Below are 26,057 nucleotides of genomic sequence, written 5' to 3'. Positions count from 1 at the left end.
GCCGTCGATGCGGCCCGAACGAATCCGTCACCAGGGCCCGACCAGCACATGACCGGGGTGGGGAACGACCATGATGGGGCCCGCGCACTCTCTGTCCGGGGCGGCGGCCTGGCTGGGGGTCGGCGCGGCGACAGCGGCAGCCGGGCGTCCGATGCCCTGGCCCGTTCTCGTCGTCGGCGCACTGATCTGTGCCGGCGCGGCTCTCGCCCCCGACCTCGACCACAAGTCGGCGACGATCTCGCGCGCCTTCGGCCCGCTCTCCAAGGGTCTGTGCGAGGTGGTCGACAAGATCTCGTACTCCGTCTACAAGGCCACCCGGGCCCCGCGCGACGCCCGCCGCAGCGGCGGCCACCGCACTTTGACCCACACCTGGCTCTGGGCCGTCCTGATCGGCGCCGGCTCCTCCGCCCTCGCCGTCACCGCCGACCGCTGGGGTGTGCTCGTCCTGCTCTTCGTCCACCTGGTCCTTGCCGTCGAAGGCCTGCTGTGGCGGGCCGCCCGGATGTCCAGTGACGTCCTGGTCTGGCTGCTGGGCGCCACCAGCGCCTGGATACTGGCCGGCGTGCTCGACCAGCCCGGAAACGGCTCCGACTGGCTGTTCACCGGCCCCGGCCAGGAGTACCTCTGGCTCGGCCTGCCGATCCTGCTGGGGGCCCTGGTCCACGACATCGGCGACGCCCTGACCGTCTCCGGCTGTCCGATCCTGTGGCCCCTGCCCATCGCCGGCAAGCGCTGGTACCCGATCGGCCCCCCGAAGATGATGCGCTTCCGGGCCGGCAGCTGGGTGGAGCTCAAGGTCCTGATGCCGGTGTTCATGCTGCTCTCGGGCGTGGGCGGCGCGGCGGCCCTCGGCTTCATCTAGAGGCTCTGGGAGACCATCCGCCAGAGGTCGTCTACCCTGCCCCGTCCCGTACGGACATCATGTGAGCCGACGAGCCGTCGGCTCGCATGACGTCCGGGGGGACCCATGGGCAAGACAGGCAGCACCATCGGCGCGAGCGTGGCGGGGACCCTCCTCGTCCCGCTCGCCGTCGCGTACCGGCCCGGGCGGCTCCGTACCCGGACGGGCCGCGAGCCGGCCGTCCGGGCAGGGAAGTCACTGACCGGCCCGGACGGCGACAACCCGTGCACACGGGCCAGGTGAACACGACCGGACCGCTCGGGCTCCCGGTAGCCGCAGGCGTACTGGCTGGGCACCGCCGTGCACGCCGTACCCTTGGCCGCCGGAGTCGGCGCGCGCAGCGTGGCGGCCGTGCACCGCTTCGGTCTCATGGCCGTCAGCCCCCGCACCCAGGTCGCGGTGCGGTCGCCACGGCCACCACGCACAGCACCAGGTACGGCCCGCCGGAAACCGGCAGGGCCGGCGGAGCGCTCGGCCCGAAACAGACCCAGGGGGAGTCGTGAACAGGAACTAGGACAGCAAGACGCACACGAACAGCGGAGACCGCCCGCGCACCCGGGCAGTCCTCGTGATCGCCACGGCGCTCGCGACGCTGGTGGTGGCCCCGGCCGCGCGAGCGGCCGACGGGGACGCCGCGGCCAAGGGCTGCCGGCCGGGCGTCCGGGTGCTGGAGTCGCTGCCGGGCCCCGGGGAGGTTTCGTGGACCCCGACCACCGAGGTGAAGGGGCTCGGCCCGCTGAACCTCTCGGTCGGCCGTTCCCAGAACAGGCCGCCTACTGGCTCGGCGCCGCCGTGCACGCCGTCCCGATGGCGGCGGGCTACACGGCGGGCAGTGTGGAGGAGGTGAATCGTTTCGGCGTGATGGTCGGCCGACTGACGGGCACCGGCAAGCCGTCGCTCGCCTTCCGCTACTTCCCGGGCCTCAAGGCCGTCACCGTGCTGCCCGGCGGCGAGCAGCACTGCGTCCACCAGCAGCTCACCGGGAATTGACCGGCGAAGGGCGACTTCTCCCCAGCAAGGACGAGCATGACTGTGCGAAACACGAGAACCGCCTCTCTAAGGCCGCCGCATGGGTCGCCGGGCTGAAGAAGGCGGCCGAGGGCAAGAAGCCGGATCCGTCCGGCACGCCCGAGCAGGTCCCGAGCGCCCTCCGGCCGGCGTCCGCCCGTGACGTTCCCTCGGACAATGAAGCCGCGAGCGCCTGGGCCGTCCTCTGCGCCGACACCCGCACGTCGTGGCCGCGCGACCCCGAGCAGTACCGCCGCGACGCGATCCGCGACGAGGCCCGGTATCCGCTGTCCGGCGACTTCGTCCAACATCAAGCCGTGTGTCTTTCGGCCTGACCTGCCGAGCGCCTGCCGGGCAGAAGGCGAGAACCCGCACGCTTCCTGGCCCGAATTCCCCGAGAACGCACGACCGCTCGTGACCCTCAGCTGTCCGGGGGCTTGAGGTGGGGCCTTCCACCGACGGAAGGCTCCACCTCACGTTCGTCACACTCCGCGCCCTGCAAGGAGACCGCTACTGAACGTAGCCATTGTCAACGCGATCGCGGATTCGCCAACCCACTGCTAACGAAGTCGCGGATCCCAGACCGGCCGCTCAGCCAGCCGCTCAGCCGTGCCAGGACCGCCACAGCGCCGCGTACGCGCCGTCGGCCGCGACCAGGTCCTCGTGCGAGCCCAGTTCGCTGATCCGGCCGCTCTCGACCACCGCGATCACGTCCGCGTCGTGCGCGGTGTGCAGCCGGTGGGCGATCGCGATGACCGTGCGGCCGTCCAGCACCCGGGCCAGCGAGCGCTCCAAGTGCCGGGCCGCACGCGGGTCCAGCAGTGAGGTCGCCTCGTCCAGCACCAGCGTGTGCGGGTCCGCCAGCACCAGCCGGGCCAGCGCGACCTGCTGCGCCTGCGCCGGGGTCAGCGCCGTGCTGCCGGAGCCGACCTCGGTGTCCAGACCGGACTCGAGGGCCCGAGCCCAGCCATCGGCGTCCACCGCGCCCAGCGCCGCCCACAGTTCGCCGTCCTCGGCGCCGCTCCGTGCGAGGCGCAGGTTGTCGCGCAGCGAGCCCACGAAGACGTGGTGCTCCTGGTTGACCAGCGCCACGTGCTCGCGCACCCGCTCGGCCGGCATCTGCGACAGCCGAGCCCCGCCGAGGGTGATCTCGCCGGTCCGCGGCGCGTAGATGCCCGCGAGCAGCCGCCCCAGGGTGGACTTGCCCGCGCCCGACGGGCCGACCAGTGCCATCCGGGTGCCCGGCGGCACGGACATCGACACCTGGTGCAGGACGTCCACGCCCTCCCGGTAGCCGAAGCGGACCTCGTCCGCCCGTACGTCCCGGCCCTCCGGCACGACCTTCGCGTCCCCCGCGTCCGGCTCGATCTCCCGTACGCCCACCAGCCGGGCCAGCGAGACCTGGGCGATCTGCAGTTCGTCGTACCAGCGCAGGATCAGGCCGATCGGATCGACCATCATCTGCGCGAGCAGCGCACCCGTGGTCAGCTGACCGACCGACATCCAGCCCCGCAGCACGCAGTAGCCGCCGATCATCAGCACGGAGCCGAGGATCGTCACATAGGTGACGTTGACGACGGGGAAGAGCACGGTCCGCAGGAACAGCGTGTACCGCTCCCACGCTGTCCACTCCTTGATCCGCCGCTCCGACAGCTCGATCCGGCGCGAGCCGAGCCGGTGCGCCTCGATGGTGCGGCCCGCGTCCACCGTCTCGGTGAGCGCCGCCGCGACCGCCGCGTAGCCGGCCGCCTCGGAGCGGTACGCCGACGGCGCCCGCCTGAAGTACCAGCGGCAGCCGATCACCAGCACCGGCAGGGCCACCAGCGCGGCCAGCGCCAGCGGCGGCGCGGTCACCGCGAGCGCCCCGAAGAGCAGCCCCGCCCACACCACGCCGATGGCGAGCTGCGGCACGGCCTCGCGCATCGCATTGGCCAGCCGGTCGATGTCGGTGGTGATCCGCGACAGCAGGTCCCCGGTGCCGGCGCGCTCCAGCACACCCGGAGGCAGGCCGACCGAGCGCACCAGGAAGTCCTCGCGCAGGTCGGCCAGCATCTCCTCGCCGAGCATCGCCCCGCGCAGCCGGACGAGGCGGACGAACAGCGTCTGCACGACGAGCGCCAGCGCGAACAGCAGCGCCACCCGCCCCAGATGGAGCTCGCGCGCCCCCGCCGCGAGCTCGTCCACGACCCGGCCCAGCAGGTACGGGCCGACCATGGAGGCGGTCACCGCGACCGTATTGACCGTCACCAGCACCACGAAGGCCCGCCGGTGGCGGCGCAGCAGGCCGCGCACGTAGCCCCGTACGGTCGCCGACGTGCCCACGGGCAGGGTCGCGGCCGTATCGGGGGCCGCCGGATCGTGATCCGGCGGCGCGATGCCGATCATGCGGACTCCTCGATTTCTGTGAGTGCTTCTTCCATCCGCGCCATCCGCGCCATCCGCTGTTCCGCGTCGGTCTCGCGCGTGACCACCGCCCGGTAGCGCGGTTCGCCGACCAGCAGTTCGCGGTGCGTTCCGGTCGCCACGGCAGCGCCCTCGTGGATGAGGACGACCCGGTCGGCACGGTCCAGCAGCAGCGGCGAGGACGCCAGTACCACCGTCGTGCGCCCGGCGCGCAGGGCCGCGACGCCGTCCGCGATCCGCGCCTCGGTGTGGGAGTCGACCGCCGAGGTCGGTTCGTCGAGCACCAGCACCTCCGGGTCGGTCACCAGGGACCGGGCCAGCGCGAGCCGCTGGCGCTGCCCGCCGGACAGCGACCGGCCGCGCTCGGTGATCCGCGCGTCCATCGGGTCCGCCACCCCGTCCGGAGCGGACTGCAGCAGCGCGTCCAGCACGTCCGCGCACTGGGCGGCGTCCAGGGCGGCCCCCGGCCCGACCGCTCCGGACGCCGGTACGTCGAACAGCTCGCGCAGCGTCCCGGACAGCAGCACCGGGTCCTTGTCCTGCACGAGGACCAGCGTGCGCGCGGTGTCCAGCGCGAGCTCGTCCAGCGCGACTCCGCCCAGTAGCACCGGGGCACCGCCGCCGGCCGGGCCAGCCGCGCCAGCCGCGTCGGCCGCGTCATCGACGGGATGGCCGCCGAGGCGTTCCGCGAGCCGCCCCGCCAGGTCCGGGTCCCCGCACACCACGGCGGTGAACAGGCCCGCCGGAGCGAGCAGCCCGGTCCCCGGGTCGTACAGGTCGCCGCCCGGAGCGGGCGCGTCCGGCACCACGAGGGCCTGCGGTTCGGCGGTGTCCGCCTCCGTGCGGGTCAGCGACAGCACCCGGGCGGCCCGCTTCGCGGAGGGACGGGAGAAGGAGTACGCCATGGCGATCTCCTCGAAGTGCCGCAGCGGGTAGAGCAGGGTCGCCACCGCGCTGAACGCCGCGACGAGTTCACCCACCTCGATGCGCCCGTCCACGACCAGCGCGGCGCCGTACCAGACGACGGTGATCAGCAGCGCGCCCGGCAGGAGCACCTGGATCGCGGAGATCAGCGCCCACATCCGGGCACTGCGCACGGCGGCCTTGCGGACCTCCTGCGAGGCCTCGCGGTAGCGGCTGAGGAACAGCTCCTCGCCACCGATGCCGCGCAGGACCCGAAGTCCCGCGACGGTGTCGGAGGCCAGCTCCGTGGCCTTGCCGGCCTTCTCCCGCTGGAAGTCCGCGCGTTTGGTGGCGCGTGGCAGCAGCGGCAGCGCGGCAAGGGCGACCACGGGCACGCCGATCGCCACGACCACGCCGAGCGCCGGGGCGTAGAAGAGCAGGCCCACGCAGACGAGGACGACGGCGAAGGCGGCGGCCAGGAAACGGGAGACGGCCTCGACGAACCAGCCGATCTTCTCCACGTCGCCGGTGGAGACCGCGACCACCTCGCCCGCGGCGACCCGCCGGGTCAGGGCGGAGCCCAGTTCGGCGGTCTTGCGCGCGAGCAGCTGCTGCACGCGCGCGGCGGCCGTGATCCAGTTGGTGACGGCGGTGCGGTGGAGCATGGCGTCGCCGATCGAGATGGCCACCCCGAGCAGGACCAGGAGCCCGCCGACGAGCAGCAGCCGGCTGGAATCGCGGTCGACGACGGCATCGATGCCCAGGCCCACCACGTACGGCAGTCCGGCGACGCCGGAGAAGTGCAGCAGCCCCCAGCACAGGCTTCTGGCCTGTCCGCCGAGTTGGCCGAGGCCCAGCCACAGCAGGAATCGAGGGCCGGAGCGAGCGTCGGGTACCCCTGGGTCCGGATACGGAAGATCGCTGATCTGCATGACGCCCCATGACTGGTCGAGTGGTTCAAACCGTGCAAGGTTCGCCTTCCGGACCGCCCTCGGGCAATCGATTTTCCGTGGTGCGAAAGCACTCCCGGGCGGTCAAGGACGGGTGGCGCGCTCCAGTTCGAGCAGCACCGAGTAGTAGCTGCGCCCCGTGGCCCGGTCCATGCCGATCTCGCACATCCGGTTCGCCGACAGGTGCGCGTCGAACTGCCGCGCCGTCACCTCCGCCGCCTCGCGGGCCGTCGCGGAGGCGGTCAGCTCCGGGTGCAGCATGCCGCGGTCGCCGGCGAAGGCGCAGCAGCCCGCATCGTCCGGAACCACCACCTCCCGCGCGCAGGCCCCGGCCACCGCCCGCAGGTGCGCCTCGTCGTCCAAGTGCCGCATCGAGCAGGTGGGATGGAGCACCGCCGAGCCGACCGTGCGCCGGATCTCCAGGTGCGGCAGCAACTCCTGCGCCGCCCAGACGACCGAGTCGACGATGCGCAGTTCCGCGTGGAGCGCCCGGTTGTCCGCGGTCAGGTGAGGGACCACCTCCTGCGCGATGCCGAGCGTGCAGGACTCGGCGTCGACCACCAACGGAAGCCGCCCGCCCGCCGTCCAGCCCCAGGCGGCCGCCACGATGCGGTTCGCCATCACCCGGTTCCCGGCGTCGTACCCCTTGGAGTGCCAGATGGTCGCGCAGCAGGTCCCGGTGACGTCCCGGGGGATCCACACGGGCTTTCCGGCGCGCGCGGAGACCGCCACGAGGGCCTGTGGCAGGGAGGGTCCGGGCTGCCCGCCGGGGCCGCCGAAGATCCGGTTGACGCAGGCCGGGTAGTACACGGCCGAGGCGCCCACCCGCCGGGTCGCGGGCAGTTTCCGGGCCGCGGCGCCGGGGATCTGCGGCAGCCACTGCGGAACCAGGTCGGGTCGTACGGCCTTGCGCGCGGCTCCCGTCAAGGCTTCGAGCAGCCGGTCCCCGACCAGGTCGGTGATCTGGTCGGCGGCGGCCACGGCCAGCCGGGCGGAGGCCTCGACGGCACGGAACCGCCGCGCGGCCAGCTCGGCGGCGCGCTCCTCGCGCGGGCTGTGTCGGCGGTGGCGGAAGTCCTTCATCAGCGCGCCCGTGTCGATGCCGACCGGGCAGGCGAGCTTGCAGGTGGAATCGCCCGCGCAGGTGTCCACGGCGTCGTAGCCGTAGGCGTCGAGCAGGCCGTCGAGCACGGGGGAGCCGGGCTGCTGGCGCATCATCTCCCGGCGCAGCACGATCCGTTGCCGTGGCGTGGTCGTCAGGTCCTCGCTGGGGCAGGTCGGTTCGCAGAACCCGCACTCGATGCACGGGTCGGCGACGGCCTCGACCCGCGGGATGGTCTTCAGGCCGCGCAGGTGCGCCCGCGGGTCGCGGTCGAGCAGGATCCGCGGGGCGAGCACCCCGTCCGGGTCGACGACCCGCTTGGTGCGCCACATCAGCTCGGTGGCCTTGGGGCCCCACTCCAGTTCCAGGAAGGGGGCCATGTTGCGGCCGGTGGAGTGCTCGGCCTTCAGGGAACCGTCGAACCGCTCCACGGTGAGCCGGCAGAAGGCGTCCATGAAGGCGGCGTACCGCTGGACGTCGGCGGGCTCGGCCGCGTCGAAGGCGAGCAGGAAGTGCAGGTTTCCGTGGGCCGCGTGACCGGCGACGGCAGCGTCGAAGCCGTGCTGCGCCTGGAGTTCGAGGAGCGCCTCGCAGGCCTCGGCCAGCCGGGACGGGGGCACCGCGAAGTCCTCGGTGATCAGGGTGGTGCCGCAGGCGCGGGTGCCGCCGACGGCGGTCACGAAGGCCTTGCGGGCCTTCCAGTAGCCGGAGATGGTCCTCGGGTCCCGGGTGAAGGCGTTGGTCACCGAGGCCACGGGCGCGACCAGTTCCAGCCCGGCGAGGACCTCGGCCGCGCGCCGTTCGTACGCGGCGCGGCCCGCCTCGTCCGGGGCCCGGAACTCCACCAGCAGCGCAGTGGTGTCCTTGGGCAGCCCGGCCCAGTCGGCGGGCACTCCCGCGACGCTGACGGAGGCGCGCAGGGTGTTGCCGTCCATCAGCTCGACGGCGAGGGCGCCGGCCTCGTTGAAGAGGGGCACGGCGGCGGCCGCGGCGGGCAGCGAGGGGAAGAACAGCAGCGCGCTGGTGAGTTCGCGGTCCAGCGGGAGGGTGTCGAAGACGACCTCGGAGATGAAGCCGAGGGTGCCCTCCGAACCGACCATCAGCCCGCGCAGGATCTCCACGGGGGTGTTGCCGTCGAGATAGGCGTCCAGGCGGTAGCCGGTGGTGTTCTTGATCTCGTACTTGGCGCGGATGCGGGCCACCAGCCCGGGGTCGGCCTCGATCTCCCTCTTGATGTCCATCAGGCCTTGGCACAGCGCCGGTTCGGCGCGGGCCAGCTCCTCGTCGGCCAGCGGATCCGCGGTGTCCACGACGGTGCCGCCGGGCAGCACGAAGGTGAGGGAGGCGAGCGTGCGGTACGAGTTGCGCGTGGTACCGGCGGTCATCCCGGAGGCGTTGTTCGCGACGACCCCGCCGAGGGTGCAGGCGATGGCGCTGGCCGGGTCGGGGCCGAGGACCCGGCCGTAGCGGGCGAGCGCGGCATTGGCCCGCAGGACGGTGGTGCCCGGCTGGATCCGCGCCCTCCGGCCCCCCTCCAGCACCTCGACGCCGGCCCAGTGGCGGCGTACGTCGACCAGGACGTCCTCGCCCTGGGCCTGGCCGTTGAGGGAGGTCCCGGCGGCGCGGAAGACGACCTCGCGCTGCCTGCCGTGCGCGTACGAGAGGACCGCGGAGACGTCGTCGATGTCCTCGGCGATCACGACGACCTGCGGTACGAATCGGTACGGGGAGGCGTCCGAGGCGTAGCGGACCAGGTCGGAGACCTTCCACAGCACCTTCTCCGCGCCCAGCAGCTCGCTCAGCTCGGTGCGCAGCGGCTCCGGGGTGCCGGTGGCCCGCCGCTCGGGAACCCGGTCGGGGGCGGGGCCGCTGACGGTCCGCGGGCGCAGGGTCCCGGGCTTCGGTTCCAGCAGCGGCATGTGCGACCCCTCGCCTCACTCGTTCGGCCCAGCCCCGGGTCACGGGACCGGGCCGGTGCGTGCGTTCTCAGCAGCGCCGCTCCGCCGGGGCGTCCGCGAGCGCGTTGAGCAGGCCGCCGAGCACCTTGCGCTGAGCGGCGGTCAATGGAGCCAGGATCTCCTCTGCCGCGTCGGTTCGCGCGTTGCGCAGCCGCCGCAGCGTGGCGCGGCCGGTGTCGGTGAGTTCGATCCGTATGACGCGCCGGTTCGCCGGGTCGGGCGCGCGGCGTACGCACTCGGCCGTCTCCAGGCCGTCGACCAGCGTGGTCACGGCGCGGGGCACGACTTCCAGGCGGGCGGCGAGGTCCGCCATCCGGGGCGGCTCGGCGCTGTCGTAGTGCGAGACGAGGCGCAGCAGCCGGGACTGGGCGGGGGTGATTCCGAGTGGCTCGAGATGGCGTTTCTGGATGCGATGGAGCCGCCGGGTCAGGCGCAGCAGCTGCTCGGCCAGGACGCCGTCTGTGGTGTCGGTCTCGGAAGCGGTGCTCATACTGGGAACACTATCAGGACCAGATTCATTGTGAGTATAGGTAACAATGAGCTATGCTCATGCGAGTCTCGTCAGAAGGAGGCCCATGCGCCCCAAAGAGCCCGAGTGGACCCCATCGAAGGAAGCCCTCGACCCCAGCCGCCCGGCCCCTGCGGAGCAGCCCCGTGAGCTGCGCCGCATCGTCGGCCTCTTCCGGCCGTACCGCGGCCGCCTGGCCGTCGTCGGCCTGCTCGTCGGCGCCTCCTCGCTGGTCGGCGTCGCCTCGCCGTTCCTGCTCAGGGAGATCCTCGACGTCGCGATCCCGCAGGGGCGCACCGGGCTGCTCAGCCTGCTCGCCCTCGGCATGATCCTCACGGCCGTCGTCACCAGCGTCTTCGGCGTGCTCCAGACCCTGATCTCCACCACGGTCGGCCAGCGCGTCATGCACGACCTGCGCACCGGCGTCTACGCCCAGCTCCAGCGGATGCCGCTGGCCTTCTTCACCCGCACCCGCACCGGCGAGGTGCAGTCCCGCATAGCCAACGACATCGGCGGCATGCAGGCGACCGTCACCTCGACGGCGACCTCGCTCGTGTCGAACCTGACGGCCGTCATCGCCTCCGTCGTCGCGATGCTCGCCCTCGACTGGCGGCTCACGCTCGTCTCGCTCCTCCTGCTCCCCGTCTTCGTGTGGATCAGCCGCCGGGTGGGCCGCGAGCGCAAGAAGATCACCACGCAGCGCCAGAAGCAGATGGCCGCGATGGCCGCGACGGTCACGGAGTCCCTGTCGGTCAGCGGCATCCTGCTCGGCCGCACCATGGGCCGCGCCGACTCGCTCACCGCGTCGTTCGCCGAGGAGTCCGAGAAGCTCGTCGGCCTCGAGGTCCGCTCCAGCATGGCCGGGCGCTGGCGGATGTCCACCATCGGCATCGTCATGGCCGCCATGCCCGCGCTCATCTACTGGGCTGCCGGCATAGCCCTCCAGTCCGGTGCTCCCTCGCTCTCCATCGGCACCCTCGTCGCCTTCGTCACCCTCCAGCAGGGCCTGTTCCGGCCCGCCGTGAGCCTGCTGTCGACCGGGGTCCAGATCCAGACCTCGCTCGCGCTGTTCGCCCGCATCTTCGAGTACCTCGACCTGCCGGTGGACATCACCGAGCGCGAGGACCCGGTCCGGCTGGGCCGTGCCAAGGGGGAGGTCCGGCTGGAGGGCGTGGACTTCGCGTACGACGCCAAGCACGGGCCCACCCTGAAGGGCCTCGACGTCACGGTCCCGGCCGGTGGCTCGCTCGCCGTGGTCGGCCCCACCGGATCCGGCAAGAGCACCCTGAGCTACCTCGTGCCCCGGCTGTACGACGTGACCGGCGGACGGGTCACCCTCGACGGGGTGGACGTGCGCGACCTCGACTTCGACTCGCTGGCCCGCTCCATCGGAGTGGTCTCCCAGGAGACCTACCTCTTCCACGCCTCCGTCGCCGACAACCTGCGTTTCGCCAAGCCGGACGCGACCGACGAGGAGATAGCCGAAGCGGCCCGCGCCGCCCAGATCCACGAGCACATCGAGTCGCTGCCCGACGGGTACGACACCCTGGTCGGCGAGCGCGGCTACCGCTTCTCCGGCGGCGAGAAGCAGCGCCTCGCCATCGCCCGCACCATCCTGCGCGACCCGCCGGTGCTGATCCTCGACGAGGCCACCAGCGCCCTGGACACCCGCACCGAGCATGCCGTCCAGCGGGCCATCGACAACCTCTCCGCCGGCCGCACCACCATCACCATCGCGCACCGCCTCTCCACCGTGCGCGACGCGGACCAGATCGTGGTCCTCGACAAGGGCCGCATCGCCGAGAGCGGTACGCACGACGAGCTGCTGGAGGCGGACGGCCGCTACGCCGCCCTGGTCCGGCGGGACCGCGAGGCCGAGCAGAAGCCGCAGCCGGTGTCGAAGCCGGAGCCGGTGTCCGTGTCGCAGTCGGCCGCGCAGGCGGGGGAGGCTGAGCCGGTCCCGGTGAACGTGTGATCTGATCGTATGACCGGCACCACACGGGTCGGATGCCAGAAATGTGACACTTTGCGGGTTAGCGTGCCCGTATGCGTCATGAGTACCGGCCGCCATCGCCGCGCCGCTCCAGGCTCACCCGCCGGGGCCGGCTGGCGCTCTTCCTCGGCATGCTGCTCGCGATCGGGGCCGGGGTCCTGATCCCGATGCTGCCGGGCGAGGAAGCGCCCGAGAAGCCGCGCCAGTTGTTGATTCCCGAGGGCTGGCGGGCCCCGCAGGTCTACGCCGCGATCGACCGCGAGCTGAAGCTCCCGGCCGGCTCCGCCAAGGCGGCGGTCGCCACGGCCGCACTGGACCTGCCCGCCGAGGCGAAGGGCAACCCGGAGGGGTACCTCTTCCCGGCCACCTACCCGGTGACCTCGAACAGCACGCCCGCCACCGTCCTGCGGTACATGGTGCAGACGGCCCGCGAGAAGCTCGCCACCAAGGCCGTCGCCGACGGCGGCGAGGCGCACGGGATGACCCCGTACCAGACGGCCACGCTCGCCAGCATCATCGAGGCGGAGGCGGACACCCGCGCCGACATGGGCAAGGTCGCCCGCGTGGTGCACAACCGGCTGGCCAAGTCGATGCCGCTCCAGATGGACTCCACCATCAACTACGCGCTGAACCGCTCCACGGTGGACACCAAGCTGAGCGAGACCCGGATCGACAGCCCGTTCAACACCTACGAGCGCCAGGGCCTGCCGCCCACCCCGATCGACAGCCCCGGCCTGGAGGCCATGGCGGCGGCGGTCGCCCCGACGCCCGGCGACTGGCTGTTCTTCGTCACCGTGAAGGCGGGCGACACCCGCTTCTCGGCCACGTACGAGGAGCACAAGAAGCACGTCGCGGAGTTCAACCGGAACCGCGCCGCGGCCGGACGGGCCGAGGCGGGCGCGCCCGGGGACGCTTCCTGAGGTCAGCGAACGGGCACGGCGGTGGCAGGCGACGGCCCGGGCGCCAGGAGCCGGCGGATGTCCCGGGTGGCGGCGGCGCCCGCGCGGTTGGCGCCGATGGTGGACGCCGACGGGCCGTAGCCGACCAGGTGGACGCGTTCGTCGCGGACCGCGCGGGTGCCCTCGACCCTGATGCCGCCGCCCGGTTCGCGCAGGCGCAGCGGGGCCAGGTGGTCGATGGCCGCGCGGAAACCGGTGGCCCACAGGATCACGTCCGCGTCCACGCGCCGCCCGTCGGCCCAGCCGGCGCCCGTGGCGGTGAGGTGGTCGAACATCGGCCGCCGCTCCAGCACCCCCGACTCCAGCCCGCTCCGGACCGCTTCGTTCAGCGGCAGCCCGGTCACGCCGACCACGCTCTGCGGCGGCAGTCCGCGCCGTACCCGCTCCTCCACCAGGGCCACCGCCGCGCGGCCTTCGGCCTCGCCGAAGCCGCCGTCGCGGAACACCGGGGGCCGCCGGGTGACCCAGGTGGTCTCCGCCGCCACCTCGGCGATCTCCAGCAGGTGCTGCACCGCCGAGGTGCCCCCGCCGACGACGATGACGCGGGCCCCGGCGAACTCCTGTGGCCCGGGGTAGTTCGCGGTGTGCAGCTGGCGGCCGCGGAAGAGTTCCTGCCCCGGGTAGCGGGGCCAGAACGGCCGGTCCCAGGTCCCGGTGGCGTTGACCAGGGCCCGCGTCGACCAGGCGCCGGCCGAGGACTCCACCAGCAGCCGCCCGCCGGCGCCCTCGCGTACGGCCGTGACGTCCACGGGCCGCCGTACGCGCAGGCCGAACCGCTCCTCGTACGCCGCGAAGTACGCGCCGATCACCTCCGAGGATGGCCGCAGCGGATCGGCGCCGGTGAGCTCCATCCCGGGCAGGGCGTGCATGCCGTGGACCTTGCCGTAGGTGAGCGAGGGCCACCGGAACTGCCAGGCCCCGCCCGGGCGGGGCGAGTGGTCCAGGACCACGTGGCCGATCCCCGCCCGCGCCAGGTGATGGGCGCTGGACAGCCCCGCCTGCCCGGCGCCGACGACCACCACGTCCACGTCCACCGCGCCCACCGCAAATTCGTTCACGGTTCTACTAACTCGGGACGGCCGCGGGATCTTCCCGGAGGCGGGGGCGACATCGCCCGACCCGGGAGCAGACCTCCGGCAGCGGCCGGGGGGCAGCGTGGCCGGACCGCGCGCTGGACCCGCCGTCTCCGACATCGGGACACCCGTCGGTGGATGCCGCTGCGCGGGGCCGGGGTGCTCGCTATGGTCGGAGCTCATCAGGGGAGACAGCGGCGAGCGGCGGGGGCGGCTGGGTGGCGCGACGATTCTTCATCGGCATGGGCAGCGGCAGGTACTGCCACCTTCCCCAGGACGAGCAACTCGCCTCCGTGCCCACGGACATCCACACCGTGTCCACGCTCTTCTCGTCCTTCGGGTACACCTCCGTACTCCCCGGCCTCGGCGAGTACGACGGCGCCGAACAGCTCCGCCAGAAACTGCGCCACTGGTCCGCCGACGCGGCCCTCACGGGTGACGACGTGGTGGTGGTCTACTTCGCCGGACACGGCGCCGTCGAGGAGCGCGACCGGCACTACCTGCTCTGCTGGGACTCGCAGGACGCCGACCTCGCCGCCACGGCCCTGGCCACCGAGGACCTCGTCCGCATCCTCTGCAAGGGCGGCCTGCGCCACCTCCTGCTGATCCTGGACACCTGCTCCGCGGGCGCGGGCAGCGCGGACGCCTCCGCGGTCGCCCTGCAGACCATCGTCTACCGGGGAGCCGCGGCCGATGCCTCCGCCGGGCTCTGGTTCCTGGCTTCCGCCCGGCGCAAGGACGTGGCCGACGACGGCGCTTTCGTGACGGCGCTGGGAGGGGCGGTCGTCACCACGACCGAACGCACCGGACAGCGCCAGCAGTACCTCGACCTCACCGAGCTCGTGAAGGCCGTCAACGAGCGCTTCGAAGCCGACGGCCGCGGTCAGCGCGCCGAACTCGCCAGCGGGCTCGTCACCGGACTCGCCCCGTTCCTCGCCAACTCCGGCTACCGCGAGGAGTTACCGCCGCTCGGCACGGACCTGGAGGTCCAGCGCCGGGTCGTCGAACGCGACCTCACCGAGCACTTCGGACCTCGCTCGCGCGGCGTGGAGTTCGAGTCGGAGCAGGGGCTCTACTTCAGTGGCCGGGTGGCAGTCCTCTCGGAACTGGTGGGCTGGCTGACGGCCGCCGACGGTGACGGCCGCGGCCGCGTCGTCACCGGCAGCCCCGGATGCGGCAAGTCCGCGGTTCTCGGCCGGATCGTCGCGCTCTCGGACCCCGCCTACCGGGCCCGGCTCGACCTGAGCGACGTCGACCCGCGCTCCGTGGTTCCCGAGGGCTGTGTCACCGCCGCCGTGCACGCCCGCCACAAGCGCCTCGAAGAGATCGTCGACAGGATCGCCGCCGCCCTGGGCGCCGAGGCGGACGGCGCGGCCGCCCTGCTGCAGGAACTGACGCGGCGCGGCCGCCAGGGGCCCCCGCTGGTGATCGTCGTCGATGCCGTCGACGAGGCCGGCTCCGACACCGCCGCCGATGCGGGCGGCCACGGCGAACCCCGCCGCATCACCCGTGAGCTGCTGCGGCCCATGTCGGAGATCCAGGGAGTACGCCTCCTCGTGGGCACCCGGCACGAACTCGTGACCCCCCTCGGGCCCACCTTCGTCCGCCTGGATCTGGACCGTGCGCAGTACCGGGCCGGGCGGGAGGACGTCACGGGCTATGTCGCCCGGGTCCTGCTCGCCGCCGAGGAGTCCGACGTACGCACCCCTTACCGCGACCGCCCCGAACTGGCCCGGGCCGTGGCCCGCGGGGTGGCCGACAAGGCTGCAGGGGTCTATCTCTACGCCCGCACCACGGCACGTACGCTCCGCTCCGACGAGGAACCCGTCGACACCGCCCGACCGGGCTGGGCCGACGACCTGCCCAGCGAGGTCGGAGACGCCTTCGACGACTACCTGGCCCGCTTCGGCCCCGACGAGCCCCGGGTCCGGCGGATGCTGCTCGCCCTCGCCTTCTCGGAGGGCAAGGGACTGCCGCGCGGCCGGGTCTGGACGGCCCTGAGCTCGGTCATCTCCGGAGTGCCCTGTGACGAGCATGACGTCAGCTGGCTCCTGAACATCGCCGGTGCGTACATCGCCGAGGTCGTCGACGACGACCGCCGCTCCGCCTACCGGCTCTACCACAAGGCCCTGGCCGAGCACCTGCGGGCCACCGCCGACCGGCCGCCCGCCGAGATCCAGCAGTCCGTGGTCGAGGCCCTGCGCTCCCTCGTCCCGGGCGCGGCTGACGGCCGCCCCGACTGGTTCGCCGCGGTGGCCTACGTACGCCAGCACCTGGCCACCCACGCGGCGGCGGCGGGCGGGCTCGCCGAGCTGATCGAGGACCCGGGGTTCCTGCTCGCCGGCGAACCGCTCTCCCTGTTGAGGGCGTTCGCCGCCATCGAGGGAGAGGCCGCCCGCCGCATCCGGGGCGCCTACGAACAGGTGGCCCACCGACTGACCGCCGACCGGCCCCTCGGGGAACGCGCCGCCGACCTCCAGCTCTCGGCCCGGCGTTGTGCCGCGGACCGCCTCGCCGACCGGGTGGAGGAACTCGCCCTGGCCCGGCCCTGGTCGGCGCGCTGGGCCTGGTGGTCCACGAGCGGAGTGCACCGGCTGCTGGCCGGCCACACCCGCGCCGTCGGCTGCGTCGCGGCCGGGCTCCTGGACGGCCGCCCCATCGCCGTGACGGGCAGCCAGGACCGCACCGCCCGGGTGTGGGACCTCACCGCACAACGGCAGATCGGTGACCCGCTGCCCGTCGGCATCGCCGTCAGCGCCCTGGCCATCGGGGACCTCGGCGACTACACGGTGGTGCTGACGGGAGGCGACGACGGCACCGTCCGGATCTGGGACCTGTCCTCCGGCCAGGAGTACGGGGAGCCGCTGAAGGGACACACCAACCGCGTCGAGTCCATCGTCATCGGGGCGGTGCGCGACCACCCGGTGGTCCTGACCGCCAGCGCCGACGGCACGGCCCGCATCTGGGACCTGGCCGCTCGCCGCCAGCTCGGCCGGGACCTGCACGCCCACCGCCGCTCGGTACGCGCGGCGGATCTCGGGGAGCTCGACGGCCGGCCGATCGCCGTCACGGGCGGCGAGGACAAGGCCGTCCACGTGTGGGACCTCTCCGACATCCCGGACGGCGGCGACGCGAGGCTCGACGGCAGCCCGCTGATCGGCCCCGCGATGGCCGTCACGGCGGTGTGCGTGGCGCGCCTCGACGGTCGCACGGTGGCCCTTGTCGGGGACCAGGCGGGCATGCTCAGCCGCTGGGACCTGACTGAGCGGCGCCAGATCGGCGAGCCGGTGATGGCACACGTGCACATCAGCCGCAGCGGGGTGTTCTCCGCCTCCATCGGAGAATTCGGCGATCAGACAGTGGCGTTGACCAGCGGTCCGCGCGGCGCCCGGCTCTGGGATCTGCGCACCCTGCAACCGCTCGCGCACCAGCTGCGCGGCCACGTCGAGGACCTCAGAGGCGCAGCCCTGGCGCAGCGCGACGGTGCCTCGCTGGCGGTGACGGTCGGCGATGACCGCACCGCCCGGATCTGGGACCTGACGGCGGACCAGCCGCTCGCCGGCCACACCCGGCCGGTCTGCGCCACCGCCTTCCACGACGCGCTCGGGCGCGCCATGGTGGTGACGGGAAGCGAGGACAGCACCGCCCGGCTCTGGGACCTGCGGACCCGGGAGCAGCTGTGCGCCCCGATGGAGGCGCACACGGGTCAGGTCCTGGCCGTGGCGTGCGCGACGGTCCAGGGGCGGCTGCGGGTCGCCACCGGTGGCTCCGACACCACGGTCCGGCTGTGGGAGCCGTTGCACGGCCCGGACGCGATCGTGCTGGCCGGGCACACCAACGCCGTGGGATGCCTGGCCTTCGGCGAACTGGACGGCGGAGCCGTCGTGGTCAGCGGCAGTGAGGACGGCACGGTCCGGGTCTGGGACGCGCTCTCCGGCAGGCCGGTCGGTCCACCGCTGTCCGGCCACGTGGGCGGCATCGACCGGTTGGCGGTACGCCGGTCCGGGCGGAACCTGGAGATCGTCCTCTCCACCGCTCTGGGGCACACGTATCTCTGGCAGCTGCAAGCGGACGCGTCCCGGTGGGCGGATCGCCCGAGAGCCCACTTCGAGATCGCGGACGTGAGCCTGCACGCCCGGATCCTGGGCGTGGCCTTCCACCAGGGGCGCGCCGTGGTTCTCGGCGCGCACGCCGGCAACAACGTGTACCTGCACGACGTGGGCGACGGGATCCAGGTGGCGGGGCCGTTCTCCGGTCACACCGACCACGTCCAAGCCGGCGCCCTCGGGCGGATCGGCTGTGACACGGTGCTCGCGACGAGCGGCATCGACGACACGGTGCGCCTCTGGGATCAGCGGACCCGCGAGCCCCTCGGCCCGCCGCTGGAGACGTTCAACTCAATGGGGCCCACCGGAGCCAGGACACCCCCTGTCTTCGGTCGCGTGGACGGGGTGTCCGTCCTCGTCACGGCCGGCTCGACTGACGTTCGGATCTGGGACATCGTCGGTCGGCACGCGATCGGGGAACCGCTGTCCGGGGCCGAACAGGCCTTGCTGTCGGCCGACATCGTGCCGGGCCGGGACGGGCGGAGCCTGGTGGTGACCGGTGGCCGGGACGGTGTGGTCCGCCAGCACGACCTGGCCGACGGCACCCAGGTGGCGCCCCAGCTCACCTCGACCGCGCCGATCATCCAGCACGCCAGTGCTGCCTGCCTGGGCGAGGAGACGGTGGTGGCGCGCAGCGGCTGGGCCCACGCGGACATGTGGAACCTGAGGCGGCCCAGTCGCCTGGCCAAGCGGCCGGGTACCACCTGGCGAACCGACGTGTTCGCGATGGGGGAGCGGCAGATCGTGGTCTCTGCCGCCGTCGACTACACGCTGCACGCCTGGGACCTGCGTACCCAGTCCCTGATCGGTGCCCCGATGTCCGGCCACACGGGCTTTCTGACCGCACTGCGGACCGGCGTCGTCGACGGCAGGCACACCGTCGCCAGCTCCTCCTACGACGGGACCGTCCGCTTCTGGGACCCGCTCACGGGATCGCCGGTCTGCCCGCCGCTCGACGGCCACGAGCTGGGAGCCACCGGGCTCGAACTGGCCCTGGTGGATGGTGCCGAGCTGCTCGTGACCGGTTCCGGCGACGGCAGCCTGCGCGTGTACGCCCGCGCGGGCGGCTGGCGACTTCGCGCGGAGCTCCCGTCCTTTCCGACCGGGGTCAGTGCCGCCCGTGTCACGGACGTACGCGGTACACCCACCCTCATCGCAGCGGACCGGTACGGCCTGTTGCGCGTGGGGGACGTCCGTGAGGGCGTGTGGACGACGGAGGTCCACATCGGCAGCGGCATCAACGGCCTTGCCCTCGACGGCGCCGGCCGCATCTGCGTGGCCACCGACATGGGCGTCGTCGCCCTGACCCTGACGGAGGTCCGACCGTGACCCGGATCGTGTTCGTGCACGGCATCGCCCAGGAGACCGGCGGCCCGCAGACCCTGCTCGCCGACTGGTACCCCGCGCTCCTCGACGGACTCACCCTCGGCGCGGGGACCGGGATCCCGCGCGAGGAGGTTTCCATGGCCTTCTACGGAGACCTCTTCCGGCACGCCGGTCACCGCGGCCCCGGCACCCCCGAGCTCGATGCCGGCGATGTGGAGGACTGCATCGAGCGCGAACTCCTGCTCCAGTGGTGGGAGTCCGCCGCCGAACTGGAGTCCCGGGTGTCGGGGCCGGAGGACCGGAGCCGGTTGCGCACCCCGCATGTGGTGCAACGGGCCCTGGATGCCCTCAGCCACTCCACCTTCTTCGCCGGGCTCAGCGAGCGCCTGATGATCGGCGCCGCCCGGCAGGTCCGGCGGTACTTCACCGAGCCCATCCTGCGCGACCAGGTGCAGCAGCGGTTCGCCGACGCCGTCACCGACCGGACCGAGGTGATCGTCGCGCACTCCCTCGGCTCGGTCGTCGCGTACGAGGCGTTGTGCGCGCGCCCGGACTGGCCGGACCTGGCGCTGGTGACCCTGGGGTCCCCGCTCGGGGTGCGGAACATCGTCTTCGACCGGCTCCGGCCCGAGCCCGCCCAGGGCCGGGGCCGCTGGCCCGCGCCGGTGCGGCAGTGGGTCAACGTCGCCGACCGGGGGGATGTCGTGGCCCTGGCCAAGCAGCTCGGACCGCGGTTCGGTGACCGGGTGCGGGACCTGTCGATCCACAACGGCGCCCGGGCGCACGACGTGCGGCCCTATCTGACGGCGGCCGCGACCGGCCGGGCCGTCGCCGACGCGCTGGCCGGTCCGCTCTGATCCGGGTCGTCCCGGCGGGGTCAGGCGGCCCGGTGTTCGCCGAGCCACTCGTACGCGGTGTCCGCGCTGAACTCGGGCTGCCCGCCCCGGAACAGCAGGCCCGCCGTCGCGAAGGCGGGGTCGTCGGCGGTGGCCGACACGTACGGGACGGCCAGGCAGCCCATGCCGGCGGCGCGGGCGGCCTGTGCGCCGGGGGCCGCGTCCTCGATGACCACGCAGTCGGCGGGGTCCGCGCCCAGGCGCCGCGCCGCCTCCAGGAAGACGTCCGGGGCGGGCTTCCCGTGCGCCACCTCCTCGGCGGAGACCACCGTGGTCAGCAGCGCGTCCAGCCCGGTGCCGGCCAGCACGGCGTCGATCGCCTCGCGGGAGGAGCCGGAGGCCACCGCCATCGGGGTCCCGTCACAGTGCAGCCGCTCCACGAACTTGCGCATCTCGGGGAAGGCCTCGGTCTCGGCGCGGGCCAGTTCCAGGTAGGCGGCGTTCTGCTCGGCGAGGAGCTGCTCCACCGGGGCCTGGATCGCGTACTGGTCCCTGAGGATCTCCAGCGTCTCCAGGGTTCCGATGCCGATGTAGCGGGAGTGCTGCTCCCACGTGAAATCGGGGACCCCGTGCCGCTCCAGGGTGCGGCGGCCCGACTCGTAGTAGTTCGGCTCGCTGTCCACGAGGGTGCCGTCGAGATCGAATATGACGGAAATCATCCGCTGTGCCCGTCCTGCCGGTCGTATGCGTGTCTCGACCATCTTGTCAGGATTTGCCCGCTGCTCGTCCCACCGCCTCGACCAGCGGCAGCAGCCGGTGCGGGACCCGCTCGCGCAGCGCGACCTCGGTGCGCGTGCGGACCACGCCCGGGAGCCGGATCAGCCGCTGGATGACGTCCTCCAGGTGCGCGTTGTCCCGCGCCGCCACCCGGGTCAGCAGGTCCCCGCCGCCGGTGATCGAAAAGGCCTCGATGATCTCGGGTACGGCGGCCAGCGCGTCGCCGACCTCGTCCAGGTGGCCCTGGGTGACCTCGATGTGTACGAACGCCAGCACCGGATGCCCGAGCGCGGCAGGGGAGAGGACCGGCCCGGTCCCGGTGATCACCCCGGTGCGCTCCAGCCGGTCCAGCCGGGCCTGCAGGGTGCCGCGCGCCACGCCGAGGAGGCGGGCGTACTCGCGCACGCTGGTGCGCGGCTGCTCGATCAGCAGGCGCAGGATCCTGGTGTCGAGCTCGTCCACAGCCATGCCGCGACTGTACCAATGGCCCCCTCGCGGGCCAGATCACCGCCACCGTGGCACCGGAGCCGCCCCGGAGCCGGAGGGGGCCGGGCCGGGAGCGGGATGGGCCGATCGGGGGACCCGTGCATCCGAAGGCACCGGACGGCGGGAACTCAGTACAGGGACAGCACGGACATCGAAGAGCGGAGAGAGCCATGACGGGCCTGCACTGCCTGGTCACCGGAGCCACCGGCTACATCGGCGGCCGGCTGGTGCCCGAACTCCTCGGCGCCGGCCACCGGGTCCGCTGCCTCGCACGCTCCCCGGAAAAGCTGCGCGACCACCCGTGGGCCGGACGGGCCGAGGTCGTCCGCGGGGACGTCACCGACCCGGAGTCCGTCGGGGCGGCCCTGCGCGGCATCGACGTGGCCTACTACCTCGTGCACTCCCTCGGCACCGGAGCGGGCTTCGAGGAACGCGACCGCGCCGCGGCCCGCGTCTTCGCCGAGCGCGCCCACGCGGCCGGCGTCCGCCGCATCGTCTACCTGGGCGGACTCACCCCCGCGGGCATCCCGGTCCACGCACTCTCCCCGCACCTGCGCTCGCGCGCCGAGGTCGGCGAGATCTTCCTCGCCTCGCCGGTGCCCGCCACCTACCTGCGCGCCGCCGTCATCATCGGGTCCGGCTCGGCCTCCTTCGAGATGCTGCGCTACCTCACCGAACGCCTCCCCGTCATGATCACCCCGAGCTGGGTCGGCACCAGCTGCCAGCCCATCGCCGTACGGGACGTGCTGCGCTACCTCGTCGGCAGCGCGACCATGCCGCCCGAGGTCGACCGGGCCTTCGACATCGGCGGCCCGGACGTGGTCACGTACGAGGAGATGATGCGGCGGTACGCGGTCGTCGCCGGGCTGCCCCACCGGCTCATCCTGCGCGTCCCCATGCTCACCCCGCGCCTGTCCAGCCACTGGATCGGGCTCGTGACGCCCGTGCCGCGGGCACTGGCACGGCCGCTCGCCGAATCCCTGCGCCACGAGGTGGTCTGCGACGAGCACGACATCGCCCGGTACGTCCCCGACCCGCCCGGCGCCCCCATCGGCTTCGACCAGGCCCTGTCCCTCGCACTCCAGCGGGTGCGCGAGGCCGAGGTGACCACCCGGTGGTCCTCCGCCGCCGTGCCCGGCGTGCCCAGCGACCCGCTGCCCACCGACCCCGACTGGGCGGGCGGCAGCCTCTACACCGACCGGCGCGAACGCTCCGTCGCGGCCACGCCCGAAGCGCTGTGGCGGGTGGTGGAGGGCATCGGCGGCGACAACGGCTGGTACTCCTTCCCCCTGGCCTGGGCCGTACGGGGCTGGCTGGACCGGCTCGTCGGCGGGGTCGGCATCCGCCGCGGCCGCCGCGACGCGGCCCGGCTCCGGGTGGGGGACTCCCTCGACTTCTGGCGGGTGGAGGAGATCGAACCCGGCCGCCTGCTGCGGCTGCGCGCGGAGATGCGGCTGCCGGGCCTCGCCTGGCTGGAGATGTACGCGGAGCCCGCGCAGGCCCCCGGTCCGGCCCCCGCCGGAGGTCCGCCGCCGCGGTCGCGGTACCGACAGCGCGCGCTGTTCCACCCGCGCGGGCTGCTCGGGCACCTGTACTGGTGGAGCGTGTCCCCGTTCCACGCGCTGGTCTTCGGCGGGATGGCCCGCAACATCGCCCGCGCCGCCGAACGCCTCGACCGGCAGGCCGGCCGGGGCGCCCCCGCATCCGCGGCGGCCCCCACCGCCGAAGTACCCCACGACAGCCGTCCCCCACAGCCCTGACGCGGAGCGAGAGCCATGAACGTCGCGGTCGTCCTGTACACCTCCGACCTGCGCCTGCACGACCATCCACCGCTGCGCGCGGCGATGTCCTCCTGCGACCAGGTGGTGCCGCTCTTCGTCCGCGACCGCGGCGCCCCGGTCGCCTCCTTCGCGGCGCCCAACCGGCTCGCCTTCCTCGCGGACGCTCTCGCCGACCTCGACTCCGCGCTGCGCGACCGGGGCGGCCGCCTCGTGGTCCGCTCCGGTGCCGACGCCGTCGCCGAGGTCTGCGCCCTGGTGCGCGAGTGCGACGCCGACGAGGTCCACATGGCGGCCGGGGTCAGCGGCTACGCCCGGGCCCGCGAGGAGCGCCTGCGCGCCGCGCTCGAATCCGAAGGCCGCCGGCTCTACGTCCACGACACGGTGGTGACCGTCGTCGCGCCCGGAGCCGTGCTCCCGGCCGGCTCCGACCACTTCGCGGTCTTCACGCCCTACCTGCACCGCTGGGCGGACCTGCCCCTGCGCGCCGTCTGGTCCGCCCCGCGCTCCGTACGCGTCCCCGACCGCGTCGGCTCCGAGCCGCTGCCCGACCGGACCGCCGTCGCCGGAGTCTCGCCGGGCCTGGCGCGGGGAGGCGAGAGCGAGGCCCGCCGCCTCCTGACGGGCTGGCTGCGCTCCGGGATCGCGGGTTACGAGGAGGCCCACGACGACCTCGCCGGCGACGCCACCTCCCGCCTCTCGCCGCACCTGCACTTCGGCACCCTCTCGCCCGTCGAGGCCGTCCACCGCTCGCGGGCGCTCGGCGGCCCCGGCGCGGCGGCCTTCGTCCGGCAGCTGTGCTGGCGCGACTTCCACCACCAGGTGCTCGCCGCCCGGCCGGCGGTCGCGACCGCCGACTACCGGGCCCGGCAGGACCGCTGGCGCACCGGGCCGGCCGCCGAGGAGGAGACCCGGGCCTGGAAGGACGGCCGCACCGGCTACCCGGTGGTCGACGCGGCCATGCGACAGCTGCGCCACGAGGGCTGGATGCACAACCGCGGCCGGCTGCTCGCCGCGAGCTTCCTCACCAAGACCCTGTACGTGGACTGGCGGACCGGGGCCCGGCACTTCCTGGACCTGCTCGTGGACGGGGACCTCGCCAACAACCAGCTCAACTGGCAGTGGGTGGCCGGAACGGGCACCGACACCCGGCCCAACCGCGTCCTGAACCCCGTCCGCCAGGGCTTGAAGTACGACCCCGACGGCGCCTACGTGCACCGCTGGGTCCCCGAACTCGCCGACCTGCCCGCACCGCGCGTGCACGAGCCGTGGCGGCTGCCCGCACCGGAGCGGGCCCGGTACGACTACCCCGAGCCGGTGGCCGGGCTCGCCGACGGGCTGGACCGCTTCCGGCGGGGGCGCGGCCTCGAGTGACCTCCCGCCCGGCGGCCGAGCCGTACCGTGAACGGGTGGACCCCGAGCCGCCGACCGAACCCCCGCCGACCGACCCCGCGCCGCCCGACCCCGCGCCGACCGGACCCGTTCGGGGCGGGCCCGACGCCGCGCTGAGCACCGGGGCCGTCGCCCGGCACCTCGGGGTCTCGCCGACCACCCTGCGGTCCTGGGAGCGCCGCTACGCCATCGGCCCCGCCTTCCGGGAGGACGGGCGGCACCGCCGCTGGACCCCGCGGGACATCGCCCGCCTGGAGCTGATGTGCCGGCTGACCGCGCAGGGCGTGCCCCCGTCCGAGGCGGCGCGGGCCGCCCTCGGCGGGACCCCCGGCCCCGGGGCCGTCGGCGTGCCCCGGGCCGCGGCCGGGGCGCCGGGCGGGCCCAACGCCCTTCCCCTGGGGGAGGTCCGCCCGGCATGCAGGGGACTCGCACGGGCCGCCGTACGACTCGACGCGCCGGCCGTGGCGGACCTGCTGGCCGCGGCCCTGGCGGAGCACGGCCTGGTGACCGCGTGGGAGGAGGTGCTCGCGCCGACCCTGCACGCGGTGGGTCGCAAGTGGGCCTCGGCCGGGGAGCGTTACGTGGAGGTGGAACACCTGCTGTCCTGGCAGATCTCCGCGGCCATGAGCCGGATCCGCCCCGTGGCGGAGCGGCCTCGGACCCGGCCGCTGCTCCTCGCGTGCGCGCCGGGGGAGCAGCACAGCCTGCCGATCGAGGCGTTGACCGCGGCCCTCGGGGAACGCGGCCTGCCCGTGCGCATGTTCGGCGCGGCGCTGCCCGCCGACGCCCTGCGCGAGGCCGTGCGACGCACCGGCCCGCGGGCCGTCGTGCTGTGGGCGCAGTCCCGTACGACCGCCGACGAAGCCCTGGCCCGGTCGGTGGCCGCCATCGAGTGGGGGCCGCGCGGGGCACGCGGACACCCCGCGCTGCTGCTGGCCGGGCCCGGCTGGGGGACCCGCGGCGCGGCCCCGCGCACCGAGCGGCTGTTCGGGCTGCGCTCGGGCCTGGCCGTCATCGAATCGCTTGCGGCGGGAACGTCCGCAGTGACCGGCGCAGCACGTGCAGCGCCCGCCGCATATGGCTCTTGACGGTGCCCAGCGGCATCCCGGTGCGCTCCGCGATCTGCGTCTGAGTCAGGTCCCCGTAGAACGCCAGGCTCAGTACCCGCTGCTGCGCCGACGGCAGCCGGGCCAGCTCGCCGAGGACCACCACCCGCTCCACGACCTGCTCCGGCTCCGGCTGCGGGCCGGGGCGGGGACCGAAGCGCCGGGCGGCGTCGGCCACCCGGGCCCGCCGGGTCCGCGCGTCCAGGGCGTCGGCCACCTTGTGCCGGGTGATCCCGGTCAGCCAGGCCCCCAGCCCGCCGGGGCCCGGGCGGTAGCCGCCGCGGCCGCGCCAGGCGGCCAGGAAGACCTGCTGGGTCACGTCCTCGGCCTCCCGCTCGTCGCCCAGCGCGCGTCGGGCGAGGGAGTGCACCAGCGGCCGCCAACGCCGGTGGACCGCTTCCATGCACGCCTCGTCGCCCGCCGCGAAACCGGCCGCGACGCGTTCCTCGCGCTCCACCTCGTCCATGTCCCGAGCCTCGCCATCGAGGGGCG

At 73.7% G+C, this 26,057-nt stretch carries 19 protein-coding genes; 11 read left to right on the top strand and 8 right to left on the bottom strand.

Going from position 1 to position 26,057, the window contains the following annotated elements:
• The first annotated feature begins 70 nt into the window (after positions 1 to 70).
• The 4 genes from ACFWB8_RS00485 (at position 71) to ACFWB8_RS00470 (ending at position 2,244) form a co-directional block, all read left to right on the top strand.
• Positions 71 to 862, top strand: a complete 792-nt coding sequence (locus ACFWB8_RS00485) for a metal-dependent hydrolase (RefSeq protein WP_385220265.1) — start codon at positions 71 to 73, stop codon at positions 860 to 862.
• A gap of 105 nt (positions 863 to 967) precedes the next feature.
• On the top strand, positions 968 to 1,144 hold the full coding sequence (locus ACFWB8_RS00480) for a hypothetical protein (protein ID WP_385220262.1): 177 nt from the start codon (positions 968 to 970) through the stop codon (positions 1,142 to 1,144).
• Positions 1,145 to 1,693: 549 nt separating this feature from the next.
• Positions 1,694 to 1,891, top strand: a complete 198-nt coding sequence (locus tag ACFWB8_RS00475; protein WP_385220260.1) for a hypothetical protein — start codon at positions 1,694 to 1,696, stop codon at positions 1,889 to 1,891.
• Positions 1,888 to 2,244 carry a hypothetical protein gene (locus ACFWB8_RS00470; RefSeq protein ID WP_385220257.1) on the top strand — a complete coding sequence of 119 codons (357 nt, stop codon included), beginning with the start codon at positions 1,888 to 1,890 and terminating at the stop codon, positions 2,242 to 2,244. The genes ACFWB8_RS00475 and ACFWB8_RS00470 overlap by 4 nt, the downstream gene beginning before the upstream one ends.
• 268 nt (positions 2,245 to 2,512) lie before the next feature.
• Here the strand turns inward: ACFWB8_RS00470 and ACFWB8_RS00465 are convergent, their stop codons facing one another.
• From ACFWB8_RS00465 to ACFWB8_RS00450, 4 genes are all read right to left on the bottom strand, one after another.
• Positions 2,513 to 4,294: an ABC transporter ATP-binding protein gene (locus ACFWB8_RS00465; RefSeq protein ID WP_385220255.1), complete on the bottom strand. Its 1,782-nt coding sequence runs from the start codon at positions 4,292 to 4,294 to the stop codon at positions 2,513 to 2,515.
• A complete protein-coding gene (locus tag ACFWB8_RS00460; protein WP_385220251.1) occupies positions 4,291 to 6,147 on the bottom strand; it encodes an ABC transporter transmembrane domain-containing protein in 1,857 nt (618 codons plus the stop codon). The genes ACFWB8_RS00465 and ACFWB8_RS00460 overlap by 4 nt, the downstream gene beginning before the upstream one ends.
• 102 nt (positions 6,148 to 6,249) lie before the next feature.
• Positions 6,250 to 9,186, bottom strand: coding sequence for an FAD-binding and (Fe-S)-binding domain-containing protein (locus ACFWB8_RS00455; RefSeq protein ID WP_385220249.1), 2,937 nt, complete (start codon positions 9,184 to 9,186; stop codon positions 6,250 to 6,252).
• Positions 9,187 to 9,253: 67 nt separating this feature from the next.
• Positions 9,254 to 9,715, bottom strand: a complete 462-nt coding sequence (locus tag ACFWB8_RS00450; RefSeq protein WP_385220246.1) for a MarR family winged helix-turn-helix transcriptional regulator — start codon at positions 9,713 to 9,715, stop codon at positions 9,254 to 9,256.
• Between the two features lie 85 nt (positions 9,716 to 9,800).
• Here ACFWB8_RS00450 and ACFWB8_RS00445 point away from each other — a divergent pair, with 85 nt between their 5' ends.
• Both ACFWB8_RS00445 and mltG read left to right on the top strand, forming a co-directional pair.
• Positions 9,801 to 11,708 (top strand): ABC transporter ATP-binding protein, encoded by a 1,908-nt coding sequence (locus tag ACFWB8_RS00445; protein ID WP_385220243.1) that lies wholly within the window; start codon positions 9,801 to 9,803, stop codon positions 11,706 to 11,708.
• A 71-nt stretch (positions 11,709 to 11,779) separates the two neighbouring features.
• On the top strand, positions 11,780 to 12,646 hold the full coding sequence (mltG, locus tag ACFWB8_RS00440) for an endolytic transglycosylase MltG (protein ID WP_385220240.1): 867 nt from the start codon (positions 11,780 to 11,782) through the stop codon (positions 12,644 to 12,646).
• A 2-nt stretch (positions 12,647 to 12,648) separates the two neighbouring features.
• Here mltG and ACFWB8_RS00435 read toward each other — a convergent pair whose 3' ends face one another.
• Positions 12,649 to 13,743 (bottom strand): FAD-dependent oxidoreductase, encoded by a 1,095-nt coding sequence (locus ACFWB8_RS00435; protein WP_385220238.1) that lies wholly within the window; start codon positions 13,741 to 13,743, stop codon positions 12,649 to 12,651.
• 233 nt (positions 13,744 to 13,976) lie between these two features.
• On the opposite strand from ACFWB8_RS00435, the gene ACFWB8_RS00430 reads away from it, so the two are divergent.
• Positions 13,977 to 19,193, top strand: coding sequence for a caspase family protein (locus ACFWB8_RS00430; RefSeq protein WP_385220235.1), 5,217 nt, complete (start codon positions 13,977 to 13,979; stop codon positions 19,191 to 19,193).
• Entirely contained in the window at positions 19,190 to 20,047 is an 858-nt protein-coding gene (locus ACFWB8_RS00425; protein ID WP_385220233.1) for a hypothetical protein, read from the top strand. The genes ACFWB8_RS00430 and ACFWB8_RS00425 overlap by 4 nt, the downstream gene beginning before the upstream one ends.
• A gap of 20 nt (positions 20,048 to 20,067) precedes the next feature.
• Here the strand turns inward: ACFWB8_RS00425 and ACFWB8_RS00420 are convergent, their stop codons facing one another.
• Positions 20,068 to 20,745, bottom strand: a complete 678-nt coding sequence (locus ACFWB8_RS00420) for an HAD family hydrolase (RefSeq protein ID WP_385220230.1) — start codon at positions 20,743 to 20,745, stop codon at positions 20,068 to 20,070.
• Positions 20,746 to 20,791: 46 nt separating this feature from the next.
• Complete coding sequence (locus ACFWB8_RS00415; protein ID WP_385220228.1) at positions 20,792 to 21,271, bottom strand: Lrp/AsnC family transcriptional regulator; 480 nt, start codon at positions 21,269 to 21,271, stop codon at positions 20,792 to 20,794.
• Positions 21,272 to 21,459: 188 nt separating this feature from the next.
• Here ACFWB8_RS00415 and ACFWB8_RS00410 point away from each other — a divergent pair, with 188 nt between their 5' ends.
• The 3 genes from ACFWB8_RS00410 to ACFWB8_RS00400 are packed head-to-tail and all read left to right on the top strand — an operon-like array spanning position 21,460 to position 25,547.
• Positions 21,460 to 23,049: an SDR family oxidoreductase gene (locus ACFWB8_RS00410; RefSeq protein ID WP_385220226.1), complete on the top strand. Its 1,590-nt coding sequence runs from the start codon at positions 21,460 to 21,462 to the stop codon at positions 23,047 to 23,049.
• A gap of 15 nt (positions 23,050 to 23,064) precedes the next feature.
• Positions 23,065 to 24,441 (top strand): cryptochrome/photolyase family protein, encoded by a 1,377-nt coding sequence (locus ACFWB8_RS00405; protein WP_385220223.1) that lies wholly within the window; start codon positions 23,065 to 23,067, stop codon positions 24,439 to 24,441.
• A 35-nt stretch (positions 24,442 to 24,476) separates the two neighbouring features.
• Positions 24,477 to 25,547 (top strand): MerR family transcriptional regulator, encoded by a 1,071-nt coding sequence (locus ACFWB8_RS00400; protein ID WP_385220220.1) that lies wholly within the window; start codon positions 24,477 to 24,479, stop codon positions 25,545 to 25,547.
• Here the strand turns inward: ACFWB8_RS00400 and ACFWB8_RS00395 are convergent.
• A complete protein-coding gene (locus tag ACFWB8_RS00395) occupies positions 25,471 to 26,031 on the bottom strand; it encodes an RNA polymerase sigma factor (protein ID WP_385220218.1) in 561 nt (186 codons plus the stop codon). The two genes, ACFWB8_RS00400 and ACFWB8_RS00395, sit on opposite strands and share 77 nt — an antisense overlap.
• Positions 26,032 to 26,057: the final 26 nt, after the last annotated feature.

The organism is Streptomyces sp. NPDC060031 (assembly GCF_042736805.1).
In the GTDB taxonomy this organism is placed as follows: domain Bacteria; phylum Actinomycetota; class Actinomycetes; order Streptomycetales; family Streptomycetaceae; genus Streptomyces.
The sequence above is the reverse complement of the archived record's forward strand: the minus strand, read 5'-3'. Positions and strand labels throughout refer to the sequence as shown.